The organism is Paenibacillus sp. FSL R5-0473 (assembly GCF_038004565.1).
GTDB classification, from domain to species: domain Bacteria; phylum Bacillota; class Bacilli; order Paenibacillales; family Paenibacillaceae; genus Paenibacillus; species Paenibacillus amylolyticus.
This window is the reverse complement of record NZ_JBBORL010000002.1, coordinates 257,268-277,325: the sequence shown is the minus strand read 5'-3', so window position 1 is coordinate 277,325 and position 20,058 is coordinate 257,268. Positions and strand designations below refer to the sequence as shown.

Below are 20,058 nucleotides of genomic sequence, written 5' to 3'. Positions count from 1 at the left end.
ACTTTAAGACAAACGTCGTGGCGCTTGTGCCGAAATTATTTCAATCCACGCACTCCATACAGAGTGCGACTTGGATGAATCTCTTGAGTGTCTGATCAACGAGATTTCAATCCACGCACTCCATACAGAGTGCGACGATGATGTTATCTTTATTCCTACTGTCGTGGCTGTATTTCAATCCACGCACTCCATACAGAGTGCGACGACGAAGTGATCACCTTCAACTACCTCGAAAAAGGATTTCAATCCACGCACTCCATACAGAGTGCGACAGCGAAAAGTGACGTAATAACTATGCTTCATAAACAGATATTAACGTATTTTCAGCGTTTCTACTACTATACAATGATTACCTCTAGTTTTCGTGCTCTAATTCATTGCCAAAAGGTCATGAATTAGAGCTATTCGACAGAATTCGAGGTGCGAATCCCCCAGGGAAATCATGTGAGCTTGGCATTCGCACCTGTTAAAATGATCTCTGTAAGTGGTGGATCTCCTGCTTCAGTAAGGACTCGATTCAGAAATGCGTCTTTATTATTTTCACTGCCAAAGATACGTTTGAAGACAAAATTTACTCTGGGATCAAGCAAATCCATAACAGCAATTCCACTCTATATACACTTCCATTATACCAAAAATTAAAGTGTTCAAAGCAAATTTCATGCAGCCATCAACCTATTTATGCCTTACCAGCATAAGCTTTGTATTCACGAAACATTTACGGTTGCCATAGCTCTCTTCTTCTTTTCATCATTAACGTGCGTATAATCATAGTTGTTCCAATCGAAGAATGCCCCATAAGTTCCTTCACAACGCGTATATCTACATCATTTTTCAGTAACATGGTAGCAAAAGAGTTCCTTAATTTATGGCATGAAAGTTTCATATCATTAACATATGGATTGCCTTTCTTGAATGCTTCAAATGTGATATTGACGATTTTCTGTATCTGCCTAATGGATAGTCTGCGGCCTTTTTGAAATACAAAGAATGCTTCTTCCTGAAGTCTGTAAGGAGACATCCTTTCCTTTTCTACCTCGAGTAGATAGTTCAGTAATACGTCTGGTACAGGTATCTCATTCCACTTTCGACCTTTCCCAAACACTTCAATCGTTCCTCTAGTTTTTTTCAAATCTTTTAAATTCAACCTATGAGCTTCCCCAACTCGGAGACCACAGTAGGCCATAAGTAAAAATATCAAACTGTTCCTGTTTTTATATCGTCTCTCTATATATTTAAGGCTTTCGGATAGATCCTCTTCCTCCAGGTAGATCGATTTCTTATTTTTTTCAGTTTTAGACTTTTTCACTTCGGCAGCCAGATTTTTTGAGGCAAGTTCGAAATCAATCAGAGCCATATAGAATGTTCGGGAGTTCACCTATAATGAGTCTACTTCATACATTAAAATCAATTTAAAATAAAAGTGCGTCAAATTCATGTTTGCCGCTATTATAATAGCACATATATTTCTTAATTATATGAAGTACATACACATAAACTTAAAATTGCAAATTAATTAACAAGCACAGATCAGCACTAAGTACGATATTTGAATATTCTCCTCCCTTGCTCCAAAATCACATTCAGCTTCCTTTTCTTAGCTAAAGTGCTTGATAACGAACTTAATTTATCTAATTCAAATACGATTACAGTTCCGGTGGATACCTCTTAGCGTTGAAGCTAGTCTCTTAATCATACTGTTATCAGTTAATCGCTCAAAAGAGACTCTCTTCTACACTTAGATGTACACCTAATCGGTAATCGGACTATGTTCTTTTCCATTCCGGCAATCGGTACAAGTTCTTGTCCTTGGCTCGGGACACTAACTTGTACCGATAAAATAAAAAAGCCGCTACAATAGCGACTTTGAATGGAGCAATATTCTTGTCCTGCGACACGACACGTTGAAGCGTCCTCACCTGCTCGGACGCTTCTTCGCCTATCGTTCTTAAGTTGTGAACATTTTGTTCGGTCATTATTTCGAAAAATCCGACGCGTTCATTGTGCCTCTTTTGACCCCGATGGCATAAACCACTCCTTGCGTCCTTAGATACACATTTAGTGTAGCATCGCTATACGTACCCGTGGACGAAATGGAGAAGTGACCTGATGAATCAATCTGCACTGGAATTTTCTCCAGCATCTTTCCACTTTGAACGCTATCCTGATGCTGATCGATCTGAATCTCCAATTGCTTGCTCGCCTGATCTATGAATTTCCCTTCCACCAACAACCTGCCGTCTGTGCCGAATTCAACAATCAACGTTTTGCTACCAAGTGCCGGTTTAATATACACTTCCGGAAACAGCTGTTCAGGTAGTTTTTTCTCGGAAGTGCCTGATTTCGGTGCTCCAACCAATTGCTTCATGTTGGACTGCAATTGCATCAAAATCACTGCTGCCTGTGCTCGAGTAACGATATCGTTGGAACCAAACATCTTACTCTGATTGCCTTCAGTTCCGCGCATGTAATTATGAGCCAGCACGTAGTTCACTGCATAGGTAAAATCGAAATTCACACCGTCCATCGACGCGATCAGGCCAGCTGCGCGATAACGGTTAATTGGCTTATCCCGGAATTCGCTTTTGCCCGGACCTGAGCTGAACAGTAGCAGATTGCGGGCCTTGGCCACGTTGTATGCGCCTTCCGCCCAGTGCTTCTTTTTCTTGGAAGCATACGATTCGTCATCAATTTTGTAGGTGCGTAGCAGCATGATAAGGAACTGAGCTTCACTCACGGAATCTTCTGGCCGGAATTTTCCTTTTGCGTCCGCTCCAGCGATGCCTGAACGAAGCGCCCACTCTATCGCTGCTTGGTCGGCACGTCCTGCGATATCATTGACCTTGGCCGGATCAGTTGATGGGTAGCTCTTGCTCTTGAGGCGCTCGAATACTCGTACCGGTACTGTTCCCTTCACCTCACCGGAGCTGAGCGTTACCTTGTAACTGCCAGGCTTAACTGCTTCGAGCATGCCATCCGGCGAAACTTTCAGACCCGCAGGGGAACTGCTGGAGTATGCGATCGCCGTTTTTGGAGTTGCGAATGTCCCGTCGTCGTAAGAGGCCACGATCTGCATCGGCAACTTACTTCCTGAATTCAACACCAATTCGTCGTATTGAGCAGATAAACCCTTCATCGTGTTTCCTTTCCCTGTCGTGAACGACCAAGTTTTGCTTCGTCGCTGCGACTCCTTATACAGCGTATAATCAAACTTCACCGTATAGACGCTGTAGCCGTCCAGCACATCCTTGGGATACAAGAACACCGTATTGCCATGCAGTTCACTGTAGTACGGAACATCTTGTCCTTGAGAATCCAAAATGCTGGCTTCAAACGAATCGATGGCGAAGCCTGCTGAAGCGGAGATGATGCCACCCGAGTGTTCAACACCGAAGCGGACAAGAGGATTCGGCCTCTCGAATCCGTAGAAACCAACGTCCGCTTCTTTCATTCCGTCATACGGATATACTCTCGCTTCCGTACTATCCTTCTGTAACTTCATGAAGGCTGGGTTCATGACAGCAGTACCATTCTGTAATCCAATGCCGACCGATGTGTACTGCTCATCCAATATAATCTGGCGATGATAAGCGGTGCTTAGCCAGGCATCGACCGCTTGACGTGTTGTTGCCATATTAAAAGACATGACTTCAGCTATCGATTTATTTGGCCATCCAGCTGCCTTTCCCCGGTCTCCTGCTGTCACTCCCGTAAACCCTGGGGTACCCGGTCCCTCCTCATGGGCCGTCCTTCCTTTGAACTGAGTTGTATTGTAATATGTCGCGTGTGCTTGAGACGCCTGAGACAATCTCGCATCAAGCTCCAAGGGGCCTACGCCTACCTTCGCCCGAATCTCATTCAGATAAGCCAATCCGTCGAGTTGATCCTGTGTGAATCCTCCTTGGGAGACCATCGTAGCCGATGCCGCCGATGCGTGATCCACTGGATAAGCCGGCACGATGACAGTTAGGGCAAAGGTTGCAGCGAGCATATATATACCCCACCCACGTCCCTTTTTCCGGGTATTCCCTTGATTTTGCATGTCTTTCTTGCTGCGTTCGCTTGATTTCATATTCGTTTATCCTCTCTGCATCCCTTATTTACGAATTTTACTAGTATGTTTGGGACGCGTTCGCATCCAATTTCCCATAACGATTATTCAAAAATTTAATTTTCACTTGTCCTGATTATGTAAAGCATGAATCAAGAAATCTATCTCTGAACATATATTCTTCAAAACATCATAAGGAGGCAATCCAAGTTACGTTTGAAAAGATGGGTGAGCGTTCATATTTCTAATATTTCTTAGCTTGTGATATCTAGACTGCTTTTCTTGATCAATCATATTTCTCTTTGACATCCTGTCTATCATAGACGAGAGCTGCAAACGAGTGGTTCCAGTGTAATTTGATCCGCATATCTTTTCATGAATATGGGAAATCGTTGCCTCAAAAGCTTTAAATGCTTGATCCATTGATAGTGTTATCAATCGACTCTATTAGAGATGTCTCCGTAATTTTTTGATATTCACCTGTCAGAGGATCTCTGTAACCGAAAAAATTAAAAGGTTCATCTGCATTCTAATAGTTCTCACTTGTAATTCGTTTCATTTACCTACCCCACTATTCTAATAGTTTACTTGCTTTAGATTCCGTATAATAATTATATCGGCACTTCATCACTAATGGCTTAAAATCAATGAAATCGAATTATTAGGAGAGTGGATATACTTTGACGGTACAACCTCAGACTTTTCTCGCCATTTCTCATAGCCATCAAGTATCCTTCTGGGTTCCGCTTCAATTATATTATGAGTTGCAAAGGTATCATCAGAGAGCCTCTATAATGCTAGACTTGTCCGTAAGATCAATTAATTTTACGTAATTTACACCAGCCAGCGTTTCGCATGAATCTGTGAATCTGGTTGTTGCGATGACAACCGCTTTTTTAGCCTTATAGTATCTCATACAAGAGAAAACTTCTTGAACAGCAATAATGCCTACCGGATTTCTACCGAATATCTTTGGCTTGAATGACATTTTCAACTCCAACTGGATCAGTAAAAACGATATCAACTCCAAAGTCACGACTACCTATAGTCTTATAGACACCAGAATAGCCTAGTTCGATTAATAATCTGTATAAGTACAACTCAAAACCGGAGCCGTTTTCCATTCTATCAATATCAGCTAATGTAATATCTCTTAGTTCGTAGTCCTCCTTATCAAATACAACGATCTTTTGTTTTCTCGACTAGATGAGAAGTAATATAGACAACACAAAAACTTAAGCAATAATCAGCAGAAAAATAATATACTCCATTAGACCTACACCCCTTCTAATTCCCAGTACAATAATACCATATATTTCAAGGTTGTAGATAGAATTTGTGATCACAGTATTATGCAAATCAAGATTTTGAATTCATGCAACAAGCTATAAGCCAAGGTCTAAAACGGATGATCCGGCTAAATCGTTATCTTCAAGCAGCAGAGGGGACTCTTAAAGAAGGCTCAGCGCGATGAAGATGTCTTCAAATTGGCGAAGAAAACCTCTCATCGCCGGAAGCTTCACGTTTCATCTAAATCAGTATCATGTATAATCTCAAACGAAGTCGTGGATTGATGAAGAAATTCGGTTTGGTCTGTCCTCATCTGAAACTCAAACCATACAAACGAGTGGCTAAGGCGACTCAGGAGCATCGAATTTAACCCATCCTTTTTATAGAGGGACTTCAACAAAAGAATCCCTGGTCTCGCTCTTCTGACAGATATCATCTATTTACCTTATGGCCACTCCAAGATGGCCTATTTGTCCTTCAACAATATGGAAGCAAGCATTCCAGGGATTGGGGATAAGATTCGCATTGAGTAAAATTAGTAAACGTTTCATAGAGGTTACTTTTCTTCTCTCTTGTTTAACTTCTGTTTGAGTATCATGATTTAGTATGTAAGCATTAGCTCAATAAGGGTAAGGTTACAGTTAAAGTGGTGGTAGAGTATCTATATTCCAGTGAAGTCAGTGTTGGGGCATCATCGAACTGAGATGCGGGCACATAAAAGATCTCGGCTATTAAATAATAAGAAAAACTTTTTGTTCTGTAAAACATGAAGTCCATCTCAAATGAGATGGACTTCATTGTTCATACTAGTTTTTATTCATCATATTCCCACTTCAGAATGTCTTTAGCCTCCTTGATCACTTTTCCTTTTTTGTTGATGTAATAGGCCTTTCCATTCTTATAAACGATAGCTTGTCCATTACTGAAGCTCGTTACACTACTGTAAATCGCGGGGATGACCATTTTACCTTTTTTGTCGATGAAGCCGACTTTTCCGTTGTGTAGAGTTACAGGAGCTAACCCTTCCGAATAAAAAAAGATACGAGCATACTTAGGCTTCACAACAACTTTTCCTTTTTCATTGATGAAACCCCAGTTTTTTCCGATTCTTACTCCAACCAATCCTTCATGAAAACCAGTATCATCAATTTCGTCAAACTGCAGCTTAATTAAGTAGGCTCCTTTTTTATTGATAAATCCATACTTTCCATTGATGCTGACTGGGGCTGCCCCTTTAGCGTTAAATGGTTTGGCTGTCTGAAATTTAGCCGGAATGATGATTTTTCTGTTTTTATCAACATAGCCGTATGTCCCTTGGCTACTCTGGTAAACATAAAGCTTTTGATTGTGAGGATCATCATTAAAGATTTTTAGAATACTAGGTTCTTCAGATTCAACGATAAATTCGATGATAAAATCGTTCCATACATAACCACCGATTTCATATACCGAGAGTTCTAGCAGGTATTTCCCAGGTTTCACCTTTGGGGCGAATTTGACGGTATACGAAAACGCGCCACCTTCGCCCGGAAGCAATTTTAGTATTGCTGGCGAGCTTGTGACCGAAACCATGTTTCCTCCAGCGTGACCCCAACCGGACAAATAAACTTGGGGTTTTAGATACATCGTTTCGTTGGTGTTATTGGTATAATGGGAGGGAATATTGAGTTTCTTCGCTTCGCCAGGTTTTAATTTAATCGTTTGGATCGCTTTTTGGCTTGCGGAAACTTGAGTAGGAATGCAAAGTACAGATAATAGAATGGTAACAATAGAAAGCAGTAATGCTAATCTCAATTTCTTTTTCACGCTGAAACCTCCAGTTGATTTTTCATTAAACTCTGATATATGTAAACTTCTAACTTATAAATGAGCAATCCACTTCTAGCAAACAGTAAAATCAAAAAGATAGCTGCAAGTAGCAATCCCTTATTGATAATGGCTAGTTATATACCTAATCAGGGCCAGAAGAGAAAACATGACGTCATATAAAGGTAACACACCTAAAAGTACGCCATTTTCCAACTATTTATTTTTAGAATAACCTGCTCTACTTCTTTATCCAAATGGTTATGGCGAAGTCTTATATTGTTGCTTGGACGATCAAAAGATTCTTGGGAGAAGTGGTTGGTTGGGCAGACATCTGACTTCCGTTGACCATTTTTGGTAGAAGGCAGATGAGATAAAAGCGCCCCAGTCCTTCCTTTCATTTCAATAAATTTAATAGTACATCGCCTTCCTTCAGGCTTACATACTGATTGACTAAGACCATTTGCAACTTTGCATAAGAACCCAATTTAGTGTTTATTTACTTAGATTCACTTTCTCCCTCCCCTCTAGGTAATTTTTAACATGAAACAATCTTTAATTATATTTTACTTATTCAAAATTATCAATTTAAAATTCACTATTAAAATAATTAATCTCCTTTATATCTACGTAACGTGACATTCAACATATACATTGTTATAAGCATATTTAGAATGTGAAATACCTGCTTTAATATTATTGTTTCAACTACAGCAACTTGGAACTTTCCCGGCGCCACTTCATATGTAATGGCTAGGAGGTCCTCCCTCCCCAATTAAATCATAAACCTGGGCGAATTAATCCAAGCGATGAATTGTGGAAAGTCGCTGCGGATTGAACGGTTCAAGTCTGATCATGCCCATCCTGTTCTTCTCAATAGTCTCGACCCCTGATATGTTCTTGTGTATCTCGAAGCGTTTTCGCAAGCAATTGGTCTCTAGGTACGTATGTGTCAACTAGCTCATCATAGCCCTCGGGAAGCGGGCATTCTCTATTAACGTACTTCTTATTTGTCATGAATAAACCTTTACCAAAGTGAGTGTCAATAATTCCAGCAGAGTAATCTACAAAGACTCGTTCACCGCAATATTTACATTTTGAGAATGTAGTAGTTTTTTTATATGGTGCGCAGTATGTAGCAGAACATTTGCAAGCAATTTTGAATGTAACCCTAGGTATGGATAATGAAATATCCGTTTCAAGTAAGTTACTTTTATCATGATTCAATTCTGTTTCTGTAATATCCTCTTTAGTTTGGGAACTGTTAAGGGTATCAAGTTCAATTTGCTGTTCGGATTGTTCGAGTTTAAAATCAGCTACCAGAGTTGCATTTAATCCGAAAATATCTTTACCAACGGAGGTTATAAATCGAGTCTCGTTGTTATAACACGTAATCCACTCTTCAGATTGCTCTTTAGAAAGCTCAACCTTACCCTTAACACCACTATTTAGTGTGTAAACCATTATATTAAGCCTATTATCTTCTTTCATCCAATAGCTCCCTTCCCTTTTTTTATTTGGTTATTGTTTCTCTAATGTTCCTCTTTCGTATGCTTCATATCCCTAACTGTAGTTAAATAACTTCACTATAGATTTCAGTATAGTATGAATTTTAATCGATTGACTATCGCCTATCCCCCACCTACGAGGTTTAGGATTCCCGATTCTTTGTTTTATACTGAAGGATTATATTCAGTTACCTATCCCTCCCCTATCGCCTCTTACATCCTAACAAGCAGATATATATTACAGATTGAGTATTTTGTAGTGACCTGGTTGTACCTGCTCATAGTTTTCATAAGAAGATTTGTGATGATGTGCAGTGTTAGAGCAGCACCTAGAAGTAATGTGGGTTCTAATGGTGGATTCAGCGAAAAGTGTGTTCGCCCTCTTCATATAATCTATCACTTCCTTAGGTGTAAAGAGGAGAATCCCTTTAGCTGAAACAATTGCTATAGTATCCCTCAAAATCTCTTCTCTACAATTTACCCCTCCCATCGGATTATCTCCATTAACGATTTCTTTTATCTTAACATGACTTATCTTTCAGAAGAATATAAGTTGTGTATCATCTATGCTCTTATTTCCCCATTCGAATCCTTTGTTTTTATTAATTGGACAGACTATTATGAAAAAACGAGGTGAGACAATTGTTGAAGAAGGAACTAAAAGCCCAAGCTAAATCACGCGGCATTGAACTTAATGATAAATAGATTGAACGCTACGTTGGATATGGACTACTTATAGGCAAAAAAACAAGTGAAGGAAATGCGAGCCGTACCGGTGTGGTGAAACTGTTTGATGAGCGATCCATAGATGCTATATGTTTAATAAACGAACTGAATGAAAACAAGAATATTAGACGTCAGCAGGATTACATCTATGTTTTGTTCTAGCGAGGATACCCGGTTGATCTGGAGAAGCTACGAATAAGATTACTGGAGTATCAAACAAAGATGATACAGTGGTTCGAGGATAGATCAGAGTATACTTACGATCAAAGCGAATTTATGGACATGATTCTTTCGGAGAATGTAGGTAAGCTGCCTAGGAAAGTTGGAAGACCTTCTAAACAGTTCTTAGCTAGGGAAAACGTAGAATTTCAAGAAACTGCAGATGCACTGTTTAAAACAGGGAAATTATTTAGGGAGTTACAGAATCTCCGAACGATAAAGCCCAATTCTTTAGATGTGGGATGAAAGTGAGGTCGGATACGGAGTATCACTATTGTGATGCTTCAAGTATCCGAAATGTCTGCGTTCTTAATTTTTTTAGCTTGCTTCAATTCATCTATTAAACTGATACAATATAGATGTGAATGAATATAGAAGAACAAACACAACCGTATCTTTGTTGAACTATCATTTTGTGTTCTGCCCACGATACAGAAGAAAGATATTTCTCAAATTAGAGGTAGAACAGCGCTTCAAGGAACTGGTGCATGAGGTATGTGCAGAGCTTAAAATTGTGATTGTTGCCATGGAGTGCGACAAAGACCATACACATATGTTTCTCAATGCACTTTCAACATTAAGCCCTGCTGATATCATGGCAAAAATAAAAGGAGTCACATCAAAAAAACTACGAGAAGAGTTTCCACACCTTCTGCATTTGCCCAGTTTGTGGACACGTTCCTATTTTGTTTCTACCGCTGGATATGTATCAAGTGAGACCATCAAGCGTTATGTTGAACAACAAAAGACAAGGGGGTGAAGTAACTGTCTCAGACCATAACGGTTAAGGTAAAGCTGCTGCCGACTAAAGAGCAGATCCAACTATTGCAACAAAGTAGTCATGAATATATCCGAGTTGTTAATACACTCGTAGCCGAGATGGTAGAAGAAAAGAAAAGGTTGAAGAAGACAACAAAAGACATTCCTGCTAATCTACCAAGTGCAGTAAAAAATCAAACGATTAAAGATGCAAATAGTGTCTTCTCTACCAAAGTTAAGAAAAGTAAATACGCAATCATACCGATCCTAAAGAAACCGATTTGCGTATGGAATAACCAAAACTATTCTCTGGACTTCACGCACATTTCCATTCCATTCATGGTGGAGGGAAAATCTAAGCGTTTAAAAATTCGTGCATTGTTCATCGACAAAGACCATCGAAACGTTGACCTTTTGAAGCATAAACTTGGTACGCTCCGTGTCACGAAAAGCTCAGGTAAGTGGATAGCCCAAATTGCTGTCACCATGCCAACAACTGAAAAAACGGGTATGCGGATTTTGGGCGTTGATTTAGGGCTGAAAGTCCCTGCCGTAGCCATCACAGATCATGATCACGCTCGCTTCTTTGGGAATGGGCGAGAAAACAAATACAAGAAACGGAAGTTTCGTAGTGTTCGTCAAAAGCTAGGAAAACAAAAGAAAGTGAACGCTATTCGCAAGTTAGATGATAAAGAACAACGATGGATGAAAGACAAAGACCACAAAGTCAGTCGTGAAATCGTTAATTTCGCAGTCGAAAATAAGACTTCTGTCATTCGCTTAGAGCAACTAACGAATATAAGGCAGACGACAAGAACAAGTCGTAAAAACGAAAAGAATCTACACCGTTGGTCATTCTACCGTTTGGCACAATTCATTGAATACAAAGCAAATATGGCAGGGATCAAAGTGGAATATGTGAACCCTGCATATTCAAGTCAAACCTGTCCAGCATGTTCAAAAAAGAACAAGGCGCAAGATAGAAGATATAAGTGCCCATGTGGATTCAAGAAACATCGTGATATCGTTGGGGCGATGAATATTCGCTACGCAACTGTGATTGGCGGTAACAGTCAATCAGCCTAAGGTGCTATATGCACTGTCTTAGGAGGGGTAATGGCATACCCTAATCTTAGCATCTGTCCAAAGCAGAAATGAAATGAGGACGTTAAGCTTAGCTAAGAATCCCAATCACTTTAGTGATCTTGCCCCTTTAGGGGTGGGAGTGTCAAAGCAAGAAGAGTTATACCATATCATTGGGATATTTTCTAAATGAAAAACTTTCCAATGTTAACCTTTCCTCCATATATTTATTGTATTCTGGGCCATACACCTCTCTAACCTAAGGTTGGCGAAATAAATTAAAAGCAACTAGATACATTCCCTAATTAGGGATAAGAACATGTTTTTATTCCAAATGCCTCTGTCCTAATTCTCTTGCTCGTTAAGCAACCTCTGTATTATCAATTCGCACTGGATTGGAATTATTTCCAGTCCTATCATATCCCTATTTCTCGTATGCTTCTCAGTAGCTTCATGTTAAATATAATCAGACACAGGCGTGACCTTTTAAAATAGGTACTCATTAAAGTGAAAATTTGTTCTTTATAAAAGACTAGGGAAGATTTTTTAAAGTCTTGTTTATACCCCCGGCACAAAAGACCAAAGCAACGTATGGGATCCTGAAAGATGTTAAGACTGATATTTCGGAACAGAGACAAATAGGACGGCTCCATCGCCGTCCTAAATGTGTGAAATATTCAATTATCGTCAGACTCTACGAGACAGACTGTACCTACCGTTTTCTAAAGAGTCACGCATTCAAGCTAATCAAATTATTGTTGTTTGTATAGCTTGTTCATTTCACTTTGAAATCGAATTTAAATGATCGCGTAAACGGTAGATCATTACAGCTGCCTCAGCACGTGTCAGTCCGTGTTTCGGGCGGAACGTATTGTCCGGATACCCTTGTACGAACTTCTGCTCTGTTGCCATTTTTACATCATCTAATGCCCATACTGCAATATCCGAATCATCAGAGAATTGTTGAGCTGTAGTTGAAAGTGTTATGCCTTCCTTAGTCAACACATTGACCAACATCTTTGCTGCCTGTTCTCGATTAATTACAGCATTCGGTCGGAATTCATTTCTATTGAATCCTTTTGCAATACCATTAACAATAGCTGCATTTAGTTCTGCACTATACCATGCATTATCTTTAACATCCTGGAACGGCATTGTGATGGATTCATCAGGACTGGCGTTTAGGACACGCACAATTAATGCAGCAAATTCCATACGTGTGATCTCTTTATTTGGAGCAAATGCATTTGTGCTAATGCCTTTTATAACACCATCTTTCGCTAAGGTTTCGATCTCATTTTTAGCAAAACTTGAATCGGACACATCTTTAAACACACCCGATACCGATCCAGACTGCTCATTATCCTGCTGATCTCCTTTAACAACATCATCAGGTTTGTCATTTTCAGGATTGTCTGAATCTTTATCATGATTTGTCGGAGGGGTTGGAGCTGAAGGGCTGCCTGGATTTACAGGTTGTTCCTGTTTCGTGGTTTGTTCCACTTTTATCCCCTTCGTACTCTCTCCTCCAAGATTTACAGCCCTCACTTCGTATACATGCTCGGTATTAGGTGTAAGATTTTTATCTGTCCAGGATTTTTCCCCAGCACCTACACGTCCTACTTCCTTTCCAGCTTTATAAATCACAAAATTAGTTAAGCCTTCTGTCATCACATTGCTGAAGTTGAGCGTAATGGATCTCTCTGAAGCACTAGACTCAATACCCATAGGCACTGATGGTAGGGTCCACACAGGGACTGATACCGGTGCTGATGGATACCCTGCTGCATTCTCTGTCACAATGTTCAAGATAGTTTTTGTTCCTTGCTCTAGCCCTTCCAGACGGATCGGCAAGGTATCTCCACGCCATAATTCAGTTCCATTCTTATCCAGAACCACATACTCACTTGCTTGCTCTACGGCTTGGAAACTAATTTCTGCCCAATCATCCCCTGATTTCACCTCTGGAGCTGACACTTGCTTCGTTGCCGTTAATGCAGTCAGTTTAACGCCTTTTCCTTCGCCGCCTTCATTTACTGGCATGATCTCATACTCATATTTTTTACCTGGTTCCACCTCAGTGTCTGTATAGCTCACTTGGCTTCCTGCTTCTACCTTCGTAATTTGCACACCATTTCGTAAAATAACGAACTCCTGGATTTCCTGTCCTGCTGTCTCGATCTCCATTGTTACGGAGTGAGACTTCACATCAGTAATTTTGACATTGCTATTGTTCAGTTCAGCTCGAGTCACCAGTTTCACAAGTACACCTTTTGACGCGTGGTCCGTTTTATTGAATGCTGATAACGTTAAATTATACACATATCCCACTTGCAACTGCGCAAGGTGTGCAACGGGTTCCGATCCGCTGTAATACACTTGACCTGATGTTTTATCTGTAATCTCGTATCGAAATGCCCCCTGGGGTTCAGTCCAACTCAATGTTGCATCTGAATTTTGTACATCCACTCGTTCTAGTTCTGGCGCTTCGGTTCGGGTACTCCACACGATCTCAGATTCAGAACCTATGCCAGTCGCATTTTCGGTTGCTACTTTAAAGCGGTATTCTGACCCTGGTTGCAAGTCCGCAACGTCAAATTCTGATCTTGTTACATCCGTTCTATTACCTTGCTCATCCGTGATCCAGTAGCGAGATGCCGTTTTATCTTCTTCCCAGGTTAATGTCATCCCCGTTTCACTGAAAGTCTTCACCGTCAGTAATGCTGGTCGCACCGGATTAGTCAAGAAGCTGAATGCTGTCGGTTCACTCCAACCGGAGCTATTACCAGCTTGTACGGTCCCACTATATTCCGTGCTACCTTGAAGCGGTGACAAAACATAGTTGAGATCATTCGTCAGGAATTCCTCTCCATTCAGTTCAATTTTATAATGGGTTGCACCTGTCACGGATGATATGTTGAATTCCGCTTCTGTTTCTCCAATCCCAGTGACTTGTACAGATTCAACATTACTCGGTAATGTCACTGTCCTTACAATCTTCGCTTTTCCTGCACCTGTTCGATTGAAAGCTACCAGTGACACGCTGTATTCCTTTCCTGGTTCAAGTCCTGAAGCCGTATATTCCAGATTTGGACCTTGATACTCGGCAACAAGATTTTGTTCGAGATCATACACCTGAAGGAGATACTTGATTGCGCTTGGGACGCCGTTCCATTGCGCAGTGAATCTTGTTGTACTAAAACCGTGCATTTTTAGGGAGTTATCCTGTTCAGGCAAGGTCATTACATTCAAAGGTTCCGAGACATCACCTTCGCCCGTTTCATTTCCAGCTGCCACTACGTATTCATACGCTGTTCCAGGGGTTAAGCCAGTATCTTTATAGTTTAGATCCCCCCCGTTATACATGAGCTCGTTATTCCGATAGAGATCGTAATAGGTTGCCGTTGTAACGCTCTGCCACTCTGAAATTACGCTATCTTCTTTAATTTCAATAGCTGTAAATCCCATTGGCGTTTCTGGAAGGGTTAAAAATCCGACACTAGTAGCCAAGCCCTCACCACTATCATTAATTGCTGATACTTGAACCGTGTAGCTGCTTCCTGGAATTAGTCCAGTTAATGCTTTTTGAGTACTTGAAACTAATCCGTTTTCTATGATATCACCTTGGTTATCAATCAACTTCAAGCGATAATTGGTTGCAGTCGGTACAGAATCTATGTTAATCAACATTTCTCCTGGTGTCCGAAAGATAGGACTGATTTCGACTCCAGGACTAGCTGGATATGTTAGTGCAGTGGCTTGTGTCTCCACTGACCCGACATGATTTCGAATCGTCAGCTGATAGTTATAAATTTGACCACCTTGTAGCTGCTGGTCCACGTATTCATGAACCGGATACTCCAATATCTTCTCTGTACCGGTATTCATGTTTTTGATGGTATACGTGTAGCCTGATGTGTATCGATTTCCGCCAGGTAAATCCCAGCTTAGTTTGACTTCAGAAGCACTGATTGCTGTTGCTTCCAGTGTTGGGGCATCGGGTGCCTTCTGTACTTGATATGGGTTGGACGTATGTGTACCGGTGTTTCCAGCGTTGTCTTTCACTTGTGTATGCACATACCAGATACCTTCTTTGTCCTCTATGGTCACTTTGCCGTTGTCTGGCATTACCTGCCATGCTTCACTCGGTTGTCCGCTTTGACTAATCTCTACATATACCGGTTCAATTACACCCGACAACCTATCAGATGCCTTAATTTGAACATCGGTACCCTGCAGCGACCATTGCAGTCCATTAGGTGCATAATCCACATCAGGTAGTTCCTTGTCAATTCGGATATCGAATTGAGTCTCCGGACTGATGAGCCCTACTGCATCCACGGCGCGAGCTGTAATTGTATGCTCACCTGTTTCTGTAATGGTGCCACTTTCACCCGTAGTGTAAGGACTATCACCAATTTTGTACTCGTAATATACATCCGATGCGTCTTGACTACCATTTAGTTGGAATGTCACATCTTTGTTTGTCCATTGACTCTCTGAGAGAGTATAACTCGGCTCTGTTGGTGCAGTGCGATCGATGAGGACCTTTGCAGTTGCTTCAGGGCTGATATTACCTGCGACATCAATCGTCCGCGCCCATACTTCTGTTTCTCCTTCCTCATCGACAATCATTTCCCCATTATATGTTGTCCAATTTCCTGTCCCTACTTTAACCTCTGTCCGTTCTGCCCCACTTAGGTCATCTGTTCCATTCTTCAGGGTAATCGTTACCGGATCTTGTGTATAGGATTCCTCAGACAAACTCAACACTGGTGCTGTGGGTGCTTGCTTATCGACTCGCACAGTGACTTCCGTTGATTGGCCAACATTCCCTGCCTTGTCCTTTGTACGGAACTGATATGTCCATTCTCCGGAATCCCCGATAACTAAAGGATCATTGTACTTGTGCCATGTTTCACCGTCTCTCGTATATTCAGTGTAATCCGCACCACTGCCAATATCGACACCATGCTTAGCTATCAGCTTCACATCTTTGTTTGTCCATGCGTTTTCAGATAAGGTAACCTCCGGCTTCTCAGGAGCGACCATATCAAAGTTGATTCTCCCGGTATAGGTTATTGTGTCCGTGCCTTTATTCCCATCATTTCCGTTAATTTTAACATTCGTATATGTTCCTTCCGGGACTTCATTAACCGCCCAATCAAGTTTCCAAGTTCCAGCTCCTGTAACACTGGTCGATTTAGTAATACCATTTAATGTTGCTGAAATGGAAATTTCGTCTCCTTCTGAGTCAAATGCGCTACCCTTCAAGCTGATTTTCTCAGATGCTGTACCGATATTTTGATCAGAATTATCTACTGAAAGTACCGGTGGCATGTTTGTGGTTGATTTTTTAATATACCAGAAACCATCTGTGTGTAACCCATCATCCGGATAAGTTTTGTCTATATCTAAAATATTGCTCTGCACTAACGTATCCTTAATCTTATTTGTTGAGTTAGCTACAGCTTCATGTCTAGTAACTTGAGTTTGTTCCAGATTAGTAACTTCATACTCTGTCATACTTCGAAGGTAACCGATCGAATATAATCTAGTACCTGCCCAAGTTGGATATGTTGGAGCCGTTTGATACTCTCCTACACCAGAGAATTCACCAGTAGTGCTATTAAACGTATAGTTACGATAACCTGAAATATTATCTATATCACTTTTATAGGTAGTACCTTTAGATTCTCTATAACTAGTCACCTGATTTTTGGTGGTGTACTTATCCCAATAGTACAAGGAATCTGTATTTACGATTAGGTTTCCTGTATATGTTGCTGTTGAAATTCCACCCTTACCGTCATCGACTGTAATTACTGGCCTACTGAAAGTACCACTACTACTAAACTCGGATGTACGCCAGACAAGAGTCCAAGCCTTATCATCCTTAGTTTGACTTAAAACTACTTGTTTCTCTACCCCACCTATACTCGCTGAAATGGACAAGGTATCGTTATCTGCATCTGTAGATGTGCCGGAAATAACAAAGGTGTCACTCCCGGTCTTTAAATTTATAGATTTGTTACCCGATTGAGTCACATTGATGACTGGATTTGTATTAGGCACCAATCCTACCCTTGTGTACCAGAATCCATCTGTGTGAACTCCATCTACTGGATAAGTGTTTTGAGCTGCTTTAATGTTAGTTTGTACTAATGAACCTTTTATATCTTGTCCACCATTCGCTGCCCAATGTAGATCTTCTTGATAGTACAAACGATCAGAAACTCTGGTATATCTAATTACATTTCTATTATCATTAAAATGTGGGATATAACCTACAGGTTGTTGTGCAGTTAGTGTGTAAAAATAAGTACCTGTAACTTTAGAAGAATGCATTCCAGGATCAGTAGTGTATCCTGTGAAAAATCCAGGTAAATTAGGGTGTTGATCAGATGTCCATCTAGCCCACGAGATAAGTGGTGTTTTATCTACTCTAAATTTGCTCCAGTAATAATAAGTTTGTTGCTTAATAGTTATATTACCTTGATATTTTACCTCTACAATGTCTATACCGTCTTCAGCAGATATAATGGGGCTATATGTACCTAATGGAAGCTCGCTTATATCCCATGATAACACCCATTGACTTTTTGAAGTTGTATTATGGACTTCTACAGATTTACCAATACCACCTATAAACCCTGTTATTAATACATTGTCGCTATCGGGATCTTGTACAGTTCCAGAGATACTAAAGGATTCCTGATCATTTAGGTAGGTCATATCTCCTTTAGTAGTAATTTCTACAACAGGTACTTTATTATTTATGGTACCCTCATACTTATAATAGAACCCATCAGGATCAACAGCATTATTTGGGTAGGTATTGGCTACAGAGCTGTACACGCTCCCTACTAAGGTATCAGGTATAGGTGCGGCATAAGCTTCAAGAACTCCTGATTCAGCCATACCTTCACTATATGCTCTAGTATATTTTATTTTACCTCTATTTCCAGGAGCATCATCATAAGTATAAACCACACCTGTATTAGCTTGACCGTAATTACCATCTAGGTTAAAAGTTCCAGTATTCTTATCAAAAGTAAAAGAACTGTAACCCGTAATCCAATCCGATTTAAATATATTACCTCTTATGTCCCAATAGGCATACCCTTGCTTTACCGTGTACATAGACCACTTGTGCGCAACAGAAGCTTGGCTATTACTTGGGTAGATTGTCATTCCAGACAAGGTAATGACTATCGTTAGCATCAAAATAAGTGCTTTCCTCAATCTATTCATCTTAAAATACCTGCCTTCTTTCGTTTTTTTATTGCTTGTAAAAAAATCCTTATTATTCAAGATATATTCTCTAATAGACAATGATTCCTGTTCATTCGATTTTGATTCTAAATATGACGGAGCCATTTAACGGGCATAATTGTAATGATTTCCAAAAGTTAAAGTTTATTCTTTACTATTCGTGAAACAATAACAACCAGGCGTAGGGATCTCTTCTAGTCGCCACCCATCCAAATTCTCAAACCGGAAAATTGGTTATTCCCTTAATATGTGAATCTCTCAAAAAAGTAAATTTAGAACCTTCTCCCATATCGTTAGCGTACATATTTAACTCCTTTCCACCCATAGCGTGGCTTTCGTAGCCACTTTACATATGAGTATTTTGTTTTGGAAACCCTCCTGTGTCGGCCGCACCGAGGAGGAGCTGCCAAATAAAAACAAAAAAAGCACGCAATTATCCCTATGTTAATTAGGATAATCGCGTGCTTCGCAATTTGTAGTTATTCAGTTATTGTAACTTTAACATTAATTATATTATCTATCAACATACTATCACCTACCTATCTATGCATGATAAGTAAGATATATTTTTGTTAGGTTGCTGTCATTTAATTAGATCTCCATTACTTGATCATCGTTATCTGTTTTCTAGTAGATATATGGGCAGTGTAAACATTTGAAATGTTCGCTGAGAAACCCAGTCCCCTGCCACAACGAATATGTAATTCATATTGGCATAGATCCAGTCTTTAATCTCCCTATATAATTTTGCTTCAGCAAATTTTAGAATGAATGTGTATTTGTTTTGTTCTATCGGTGCAATCAAATGGACATTGAGTTTGCGAGAGATCTTCAACTTGGCTGATAATTTTGAATATAACTTGGATCTTGAGGAGCTCTTAACACCCGTGGACCATTCATTTGAAAAGAGAATGTATTTATGCCTGATGCGCCATAGAATTAACACCATCGAACAGTTGATGGATATCAGTTACATGGAATTATGCAAGATAAGGTTATTTGGGACGGCTTCACAGAATAGATTATACCAACTATTAAATGAGAGATTCTGGGTCGGAAATTAATATGCTATCGAATCTCTATTTAGTATGGCTGCTCCATCAATTGCTAGCTGCTTAGCAAGTTTAATCAAAGTTAAGTTTCGCTCTCTTTGTAAGTGACGTTTCTCCAACAGACGACCTTCCGGAAACTCAGTCAATCTATCGAGTAGGTATAGATAAATCATCCTCATCCTGGTTTTGCACGGCAAGAACAGATCCTCAATAAACATCTCAACCTCTGAGTTAACTTGAGGTAGAGATAACGTTCAAACTACCATAGTAATTTTTAAAATACTGTTTT

At 40.2% G+C, this 20,058-nt stretch carries 14 protein-coding genes, 1 pseudogene and 1 CRISPR repeat array (1 of these 16 cut by a window edge); of the genes and pseudogenes, 3 read left to right on the top strand and 12 right to left on the bottom strand.

Annotated elements, in window-relative coordinates; genetic code table 11:
- A CRISPR array of direct repeats spans positions 1 to 272; the repeat unit is 33 nt; unit sequence ATTTCAATCCACGCACTCCATACAGAGTGCGAC; it reaches 841 nt to the left of the window's first position.
- 195 nt (positions 273 to 467) lie between these two features.
- The 11 genes and pseudogenes from MKY28_RS31110 to MKY28_RS31780 all read right to left on the bottom strand — a co-directional run.
- Positions 468 to 596, bottom strand: a pseudogene (locus MKY28_RS31110) (Rpn family recombination-promoting nuclease/putative transposase); the annotation flags it as partial.
- Positions 597 to 718: 122 nt separating this feature from the next.
- The gene (locus MKY28_RS31105) at positions 719 to 1,357 is read right to left on the bottom strand and encodes a tyrosine-type recombinase/integrase (RefSeq protein WP_340938403.1); all 639 of its coding nucleotides are present in this window, start codon (positions 1,355 to 1,357) and stop codon (positions 719 to 721) included.
- Positions 1,358 to 1,766: 409 nt separating this feature from the next.
- Positions 1,767 to 1,976, bottom strand: coding sequence for a hypothetical protein (locus MKY28_RS31100; RefSeq protein WP_338709025.1), 210 nt, complete (start codon positions 1,974 to 1,976; stop codon positions 1,767 to 1,769).
- The gene (locus MKY28_RS31095) at positions 1,976 to 4,072 is read right to left on the bottom strand and encodes a CAP domain-containing protein (protein WP_100529024.1); all 2,097 of its coding nucleotides are present in this window, start codon (positions 4,070 to 4,072) and stop codon (positions 1,976 to 1,978) included. Before MKY28_RS31095 ends, MKY28_RS31100 begins: the two co-directional genes overlap by 1 nt.
- Positions 4,073 to 4,261: 189 nt before the next feature.
- On the bottom strand, positions 4,262 to 4,474 hold the full coding sequence (locus MKY28_RS31785; protein ID WP_133120474.1) for a DUF4145 domain-containing protein: 213 nt from the start codon (positions 4,472 to 4,474) through the stop codon (positions 4,262 to 4,264).
- Between the two features lie 355 nt (positions 4,475 to 4,829).
- A complete protein-coding gene (locus tag MKY28_RS31090; protein WP_422395297.1) occupies positions 4,830 to 5,039 on the bottom strand; it encodes a restriction endonuclease in 210 nt (69 codons plus the stop codon).
- On the bottom strand, positions 5,011 to 5,175 hold the full coding sequence (locus MKY28_RS31085; protein ID WP_279303104.1) for a restriction endonuclease: 165 nt from the start codon (positions 5,173 to 5,175) through the stop codon (positions 5,011 to 5,013). The genes MKY28_RS31090 and MKY28_RS31085 overlap by 29 nt, the downstream gene beginning before the upstream one ends.
- A 979-nt stretch (positions 5,176 to 6,154) precedes the next feature.
- On the bottom strand, positions 6,155 to 7,147 hold the full coding sequence (locus MKY28_RS31080) for a WG repeat-containing protein (protein WP_340938397.1): 993 nt from the start codon (positions 7,145 to 7,147) through the stop codon (positions 6,155 to 6,157).
- Positions 7,148 to 7,341: 194 nt separating this feature from the next.
- On the bottom strand, positions 7,342 to 7,548 hold the full coding sequence (locus MKY28_RS31075; protein ID WP_340938394.1) for a hypothetical protein: 207 nt from the start codon (positions 7,546 to 7,548) through the stop codon (positions 7,342 to 7,344).
- Positions 7,549 to 8,020: 472 nt separating this feature from the next.
- Positions 8,021 to 8,638, bottom strand: a complete 618-nt coding sequence (locus MKY28_RS31070) for a hypothetical protein (RefSeq protein ID WP_340938392.1) — start codon at positions 8,636 to 8,638, stop codon at positions 8,021 to 8,023.
- 255 nt (positions 8,639 to 8,893) lie between these two features.
- Positions 8,894 to 9,145, bottom strand: a complete 252-nt coding sequence (locus MKY28_RS31780; RefSeq protein WP_100529026.1) for a DUF7669 domain-containing protein — start codon at positions 9,143 to 9,145, stop codon at positions 8,894 to 8,896.
- Positions 9,146 to 9,961: 816 nt separating this feature from the next.
- Here MKY28_RS31780 and tnpA point away from each other — a divergent pair.
- Together tnpA and MKY28_RS31060 are read left to right on the top strand one after the other, a co-directional pair.
- Positions 9,962 to 10,360 carry an IS200/IS605 family transposase gene (gene tnpA / locus MKY28_RS31065; RefSeq protein WP_340938390.1) on the top strand — a complete coding sequence of 133 codons (399 nt, stop codon included), beginning with the start codon at positions 9,962 to 9,964 and terminating at the stop codon, positions 10,358 to 10,360.
- A 5-nt stretch (positions 10,361 to 10,365) separates the two neighbouring features.
- On the top strand, positions 10,366 to 11,445 hold the full coding sequence (locus tag MKY28_RS31060) for an RNA-guided endonuclease InsQ/TnpB family protein (RefSeq protein ID WP_101314450.1): 1,080 nt from the start codon (positions 10,366 to 10,368) through the stop codon (positions 11,443 to 11,445).
- 777 nt (positions 11,446 to 12,222) lie between these two features.
- Here the strand turns inward: MKY28_RS31060 and MKY28_RS31055 are convergent.
- Positions 12,223 to 18,756, bottom strand: a complete 6,534-nt coding sequence (locus tag MKY28_RS31055; protein WP_340938388.1) for a fibronectin type III domain-containing protein — start codon at positions 18,754 to 18,756, stop codon at positions 12,223 to 12,225.
- 728 nt (positions 18,757 to 19,484) lie between these two features.
- Here MKY28_RS31055 and MKY28_RS31775 point away from each other — a divergent pair.
- A complete protein-coding gene (locus tag MKY28_RS31775) occupies positions 19,485 to 19,781 on the top strand; it encodes a DNA-directed RNA polymerase subunit alpha C-terminal domain-containing protein (RefSeq protein ID WP_445670940.1) in 297 nt (98 codons plus the stop codon).
- Positions 19,782 to 20,058 lie beyond the last annotated feature (277 nt).

What these genes read in the sequence shown, in the direction of transcription:
- MKY28_RS31105 (WP_340938403.1), bottom strand. Translation starts at nt 1,357, where the DNA reads ATGGCTCTGATTGATTTCGAACTTGCCTCAAAAAATCTGGCTGCCGAA.
- MKY28_RS31100 (WP_338709025.1), bottom strand. Translation starts at nt 1,976, where the DNA reads ATGACCGAACAAAATGTTCACAACTTAAGAACGATAGGCGAAGAAGCG.
- MKY28_RS31095 (WP_100529024.1), bottom strand. Translation starts at nt 4,072, where the DNA reads ATGAAATCAAGCGAACGCAGCAAGAAAGACATGCAAAATCAAGGGAAT.
- MKY28_RS31785 (WP_133120474.1), bottom strand. Translation starts at nt 4,474, where the DNA reads ATGGATCAAGCATTTAAAGCTTTTGAGGCAACGATTTCCCATATTCAT.
- MKY28_RS31090 (WP_422395297.1), bottom strand. Translation starts at nt 5,039, where the DNA reads ATGTCATTCAAGCCAAAGATATTCGGTAGAAATCCGGTAGGCATTATT.
- MKY28_RS31085 (WP_279303104.1), bottom strand. Translation starts at nt 5,175, where the DNA reads ATGGAAAACGGCTCCGGTTTTGAGTTGTACTTATACAGATTATTAATC.
- MKY28_RS31075 (WP_340938394.1), bottom strand. Translation starts at nt 7,548, where the DNA reads ATGAAAGGAAGGACTGGGGCGCTTTTATCTCATCTGCCTTCTACCAAA.
- MKY28_RS31070 (WP_340938392.1), bottom strand. Translation starts at nt 8,638, where the DNA reads ATGAAAGAAGATAATAGGCTTAATATAATGGTTTACACACTAAATAGT.
- MKY28_RS31780 (WP_100529026.1), bottom strand. Translation starts at nt 9,145, where the DNA reads ATGGGAGGGGTAAATTGTAGAGAAGAGATTTTGAGGGATACTATAGCA.
- MKY28_RS31775 (WP_445670940.1), top strand. Translation starts at nt 19,485, where the DNA reads ATGAATGTGTATTTGTTTTGTTCTATCGGTGCAATCAAATGGACATTG.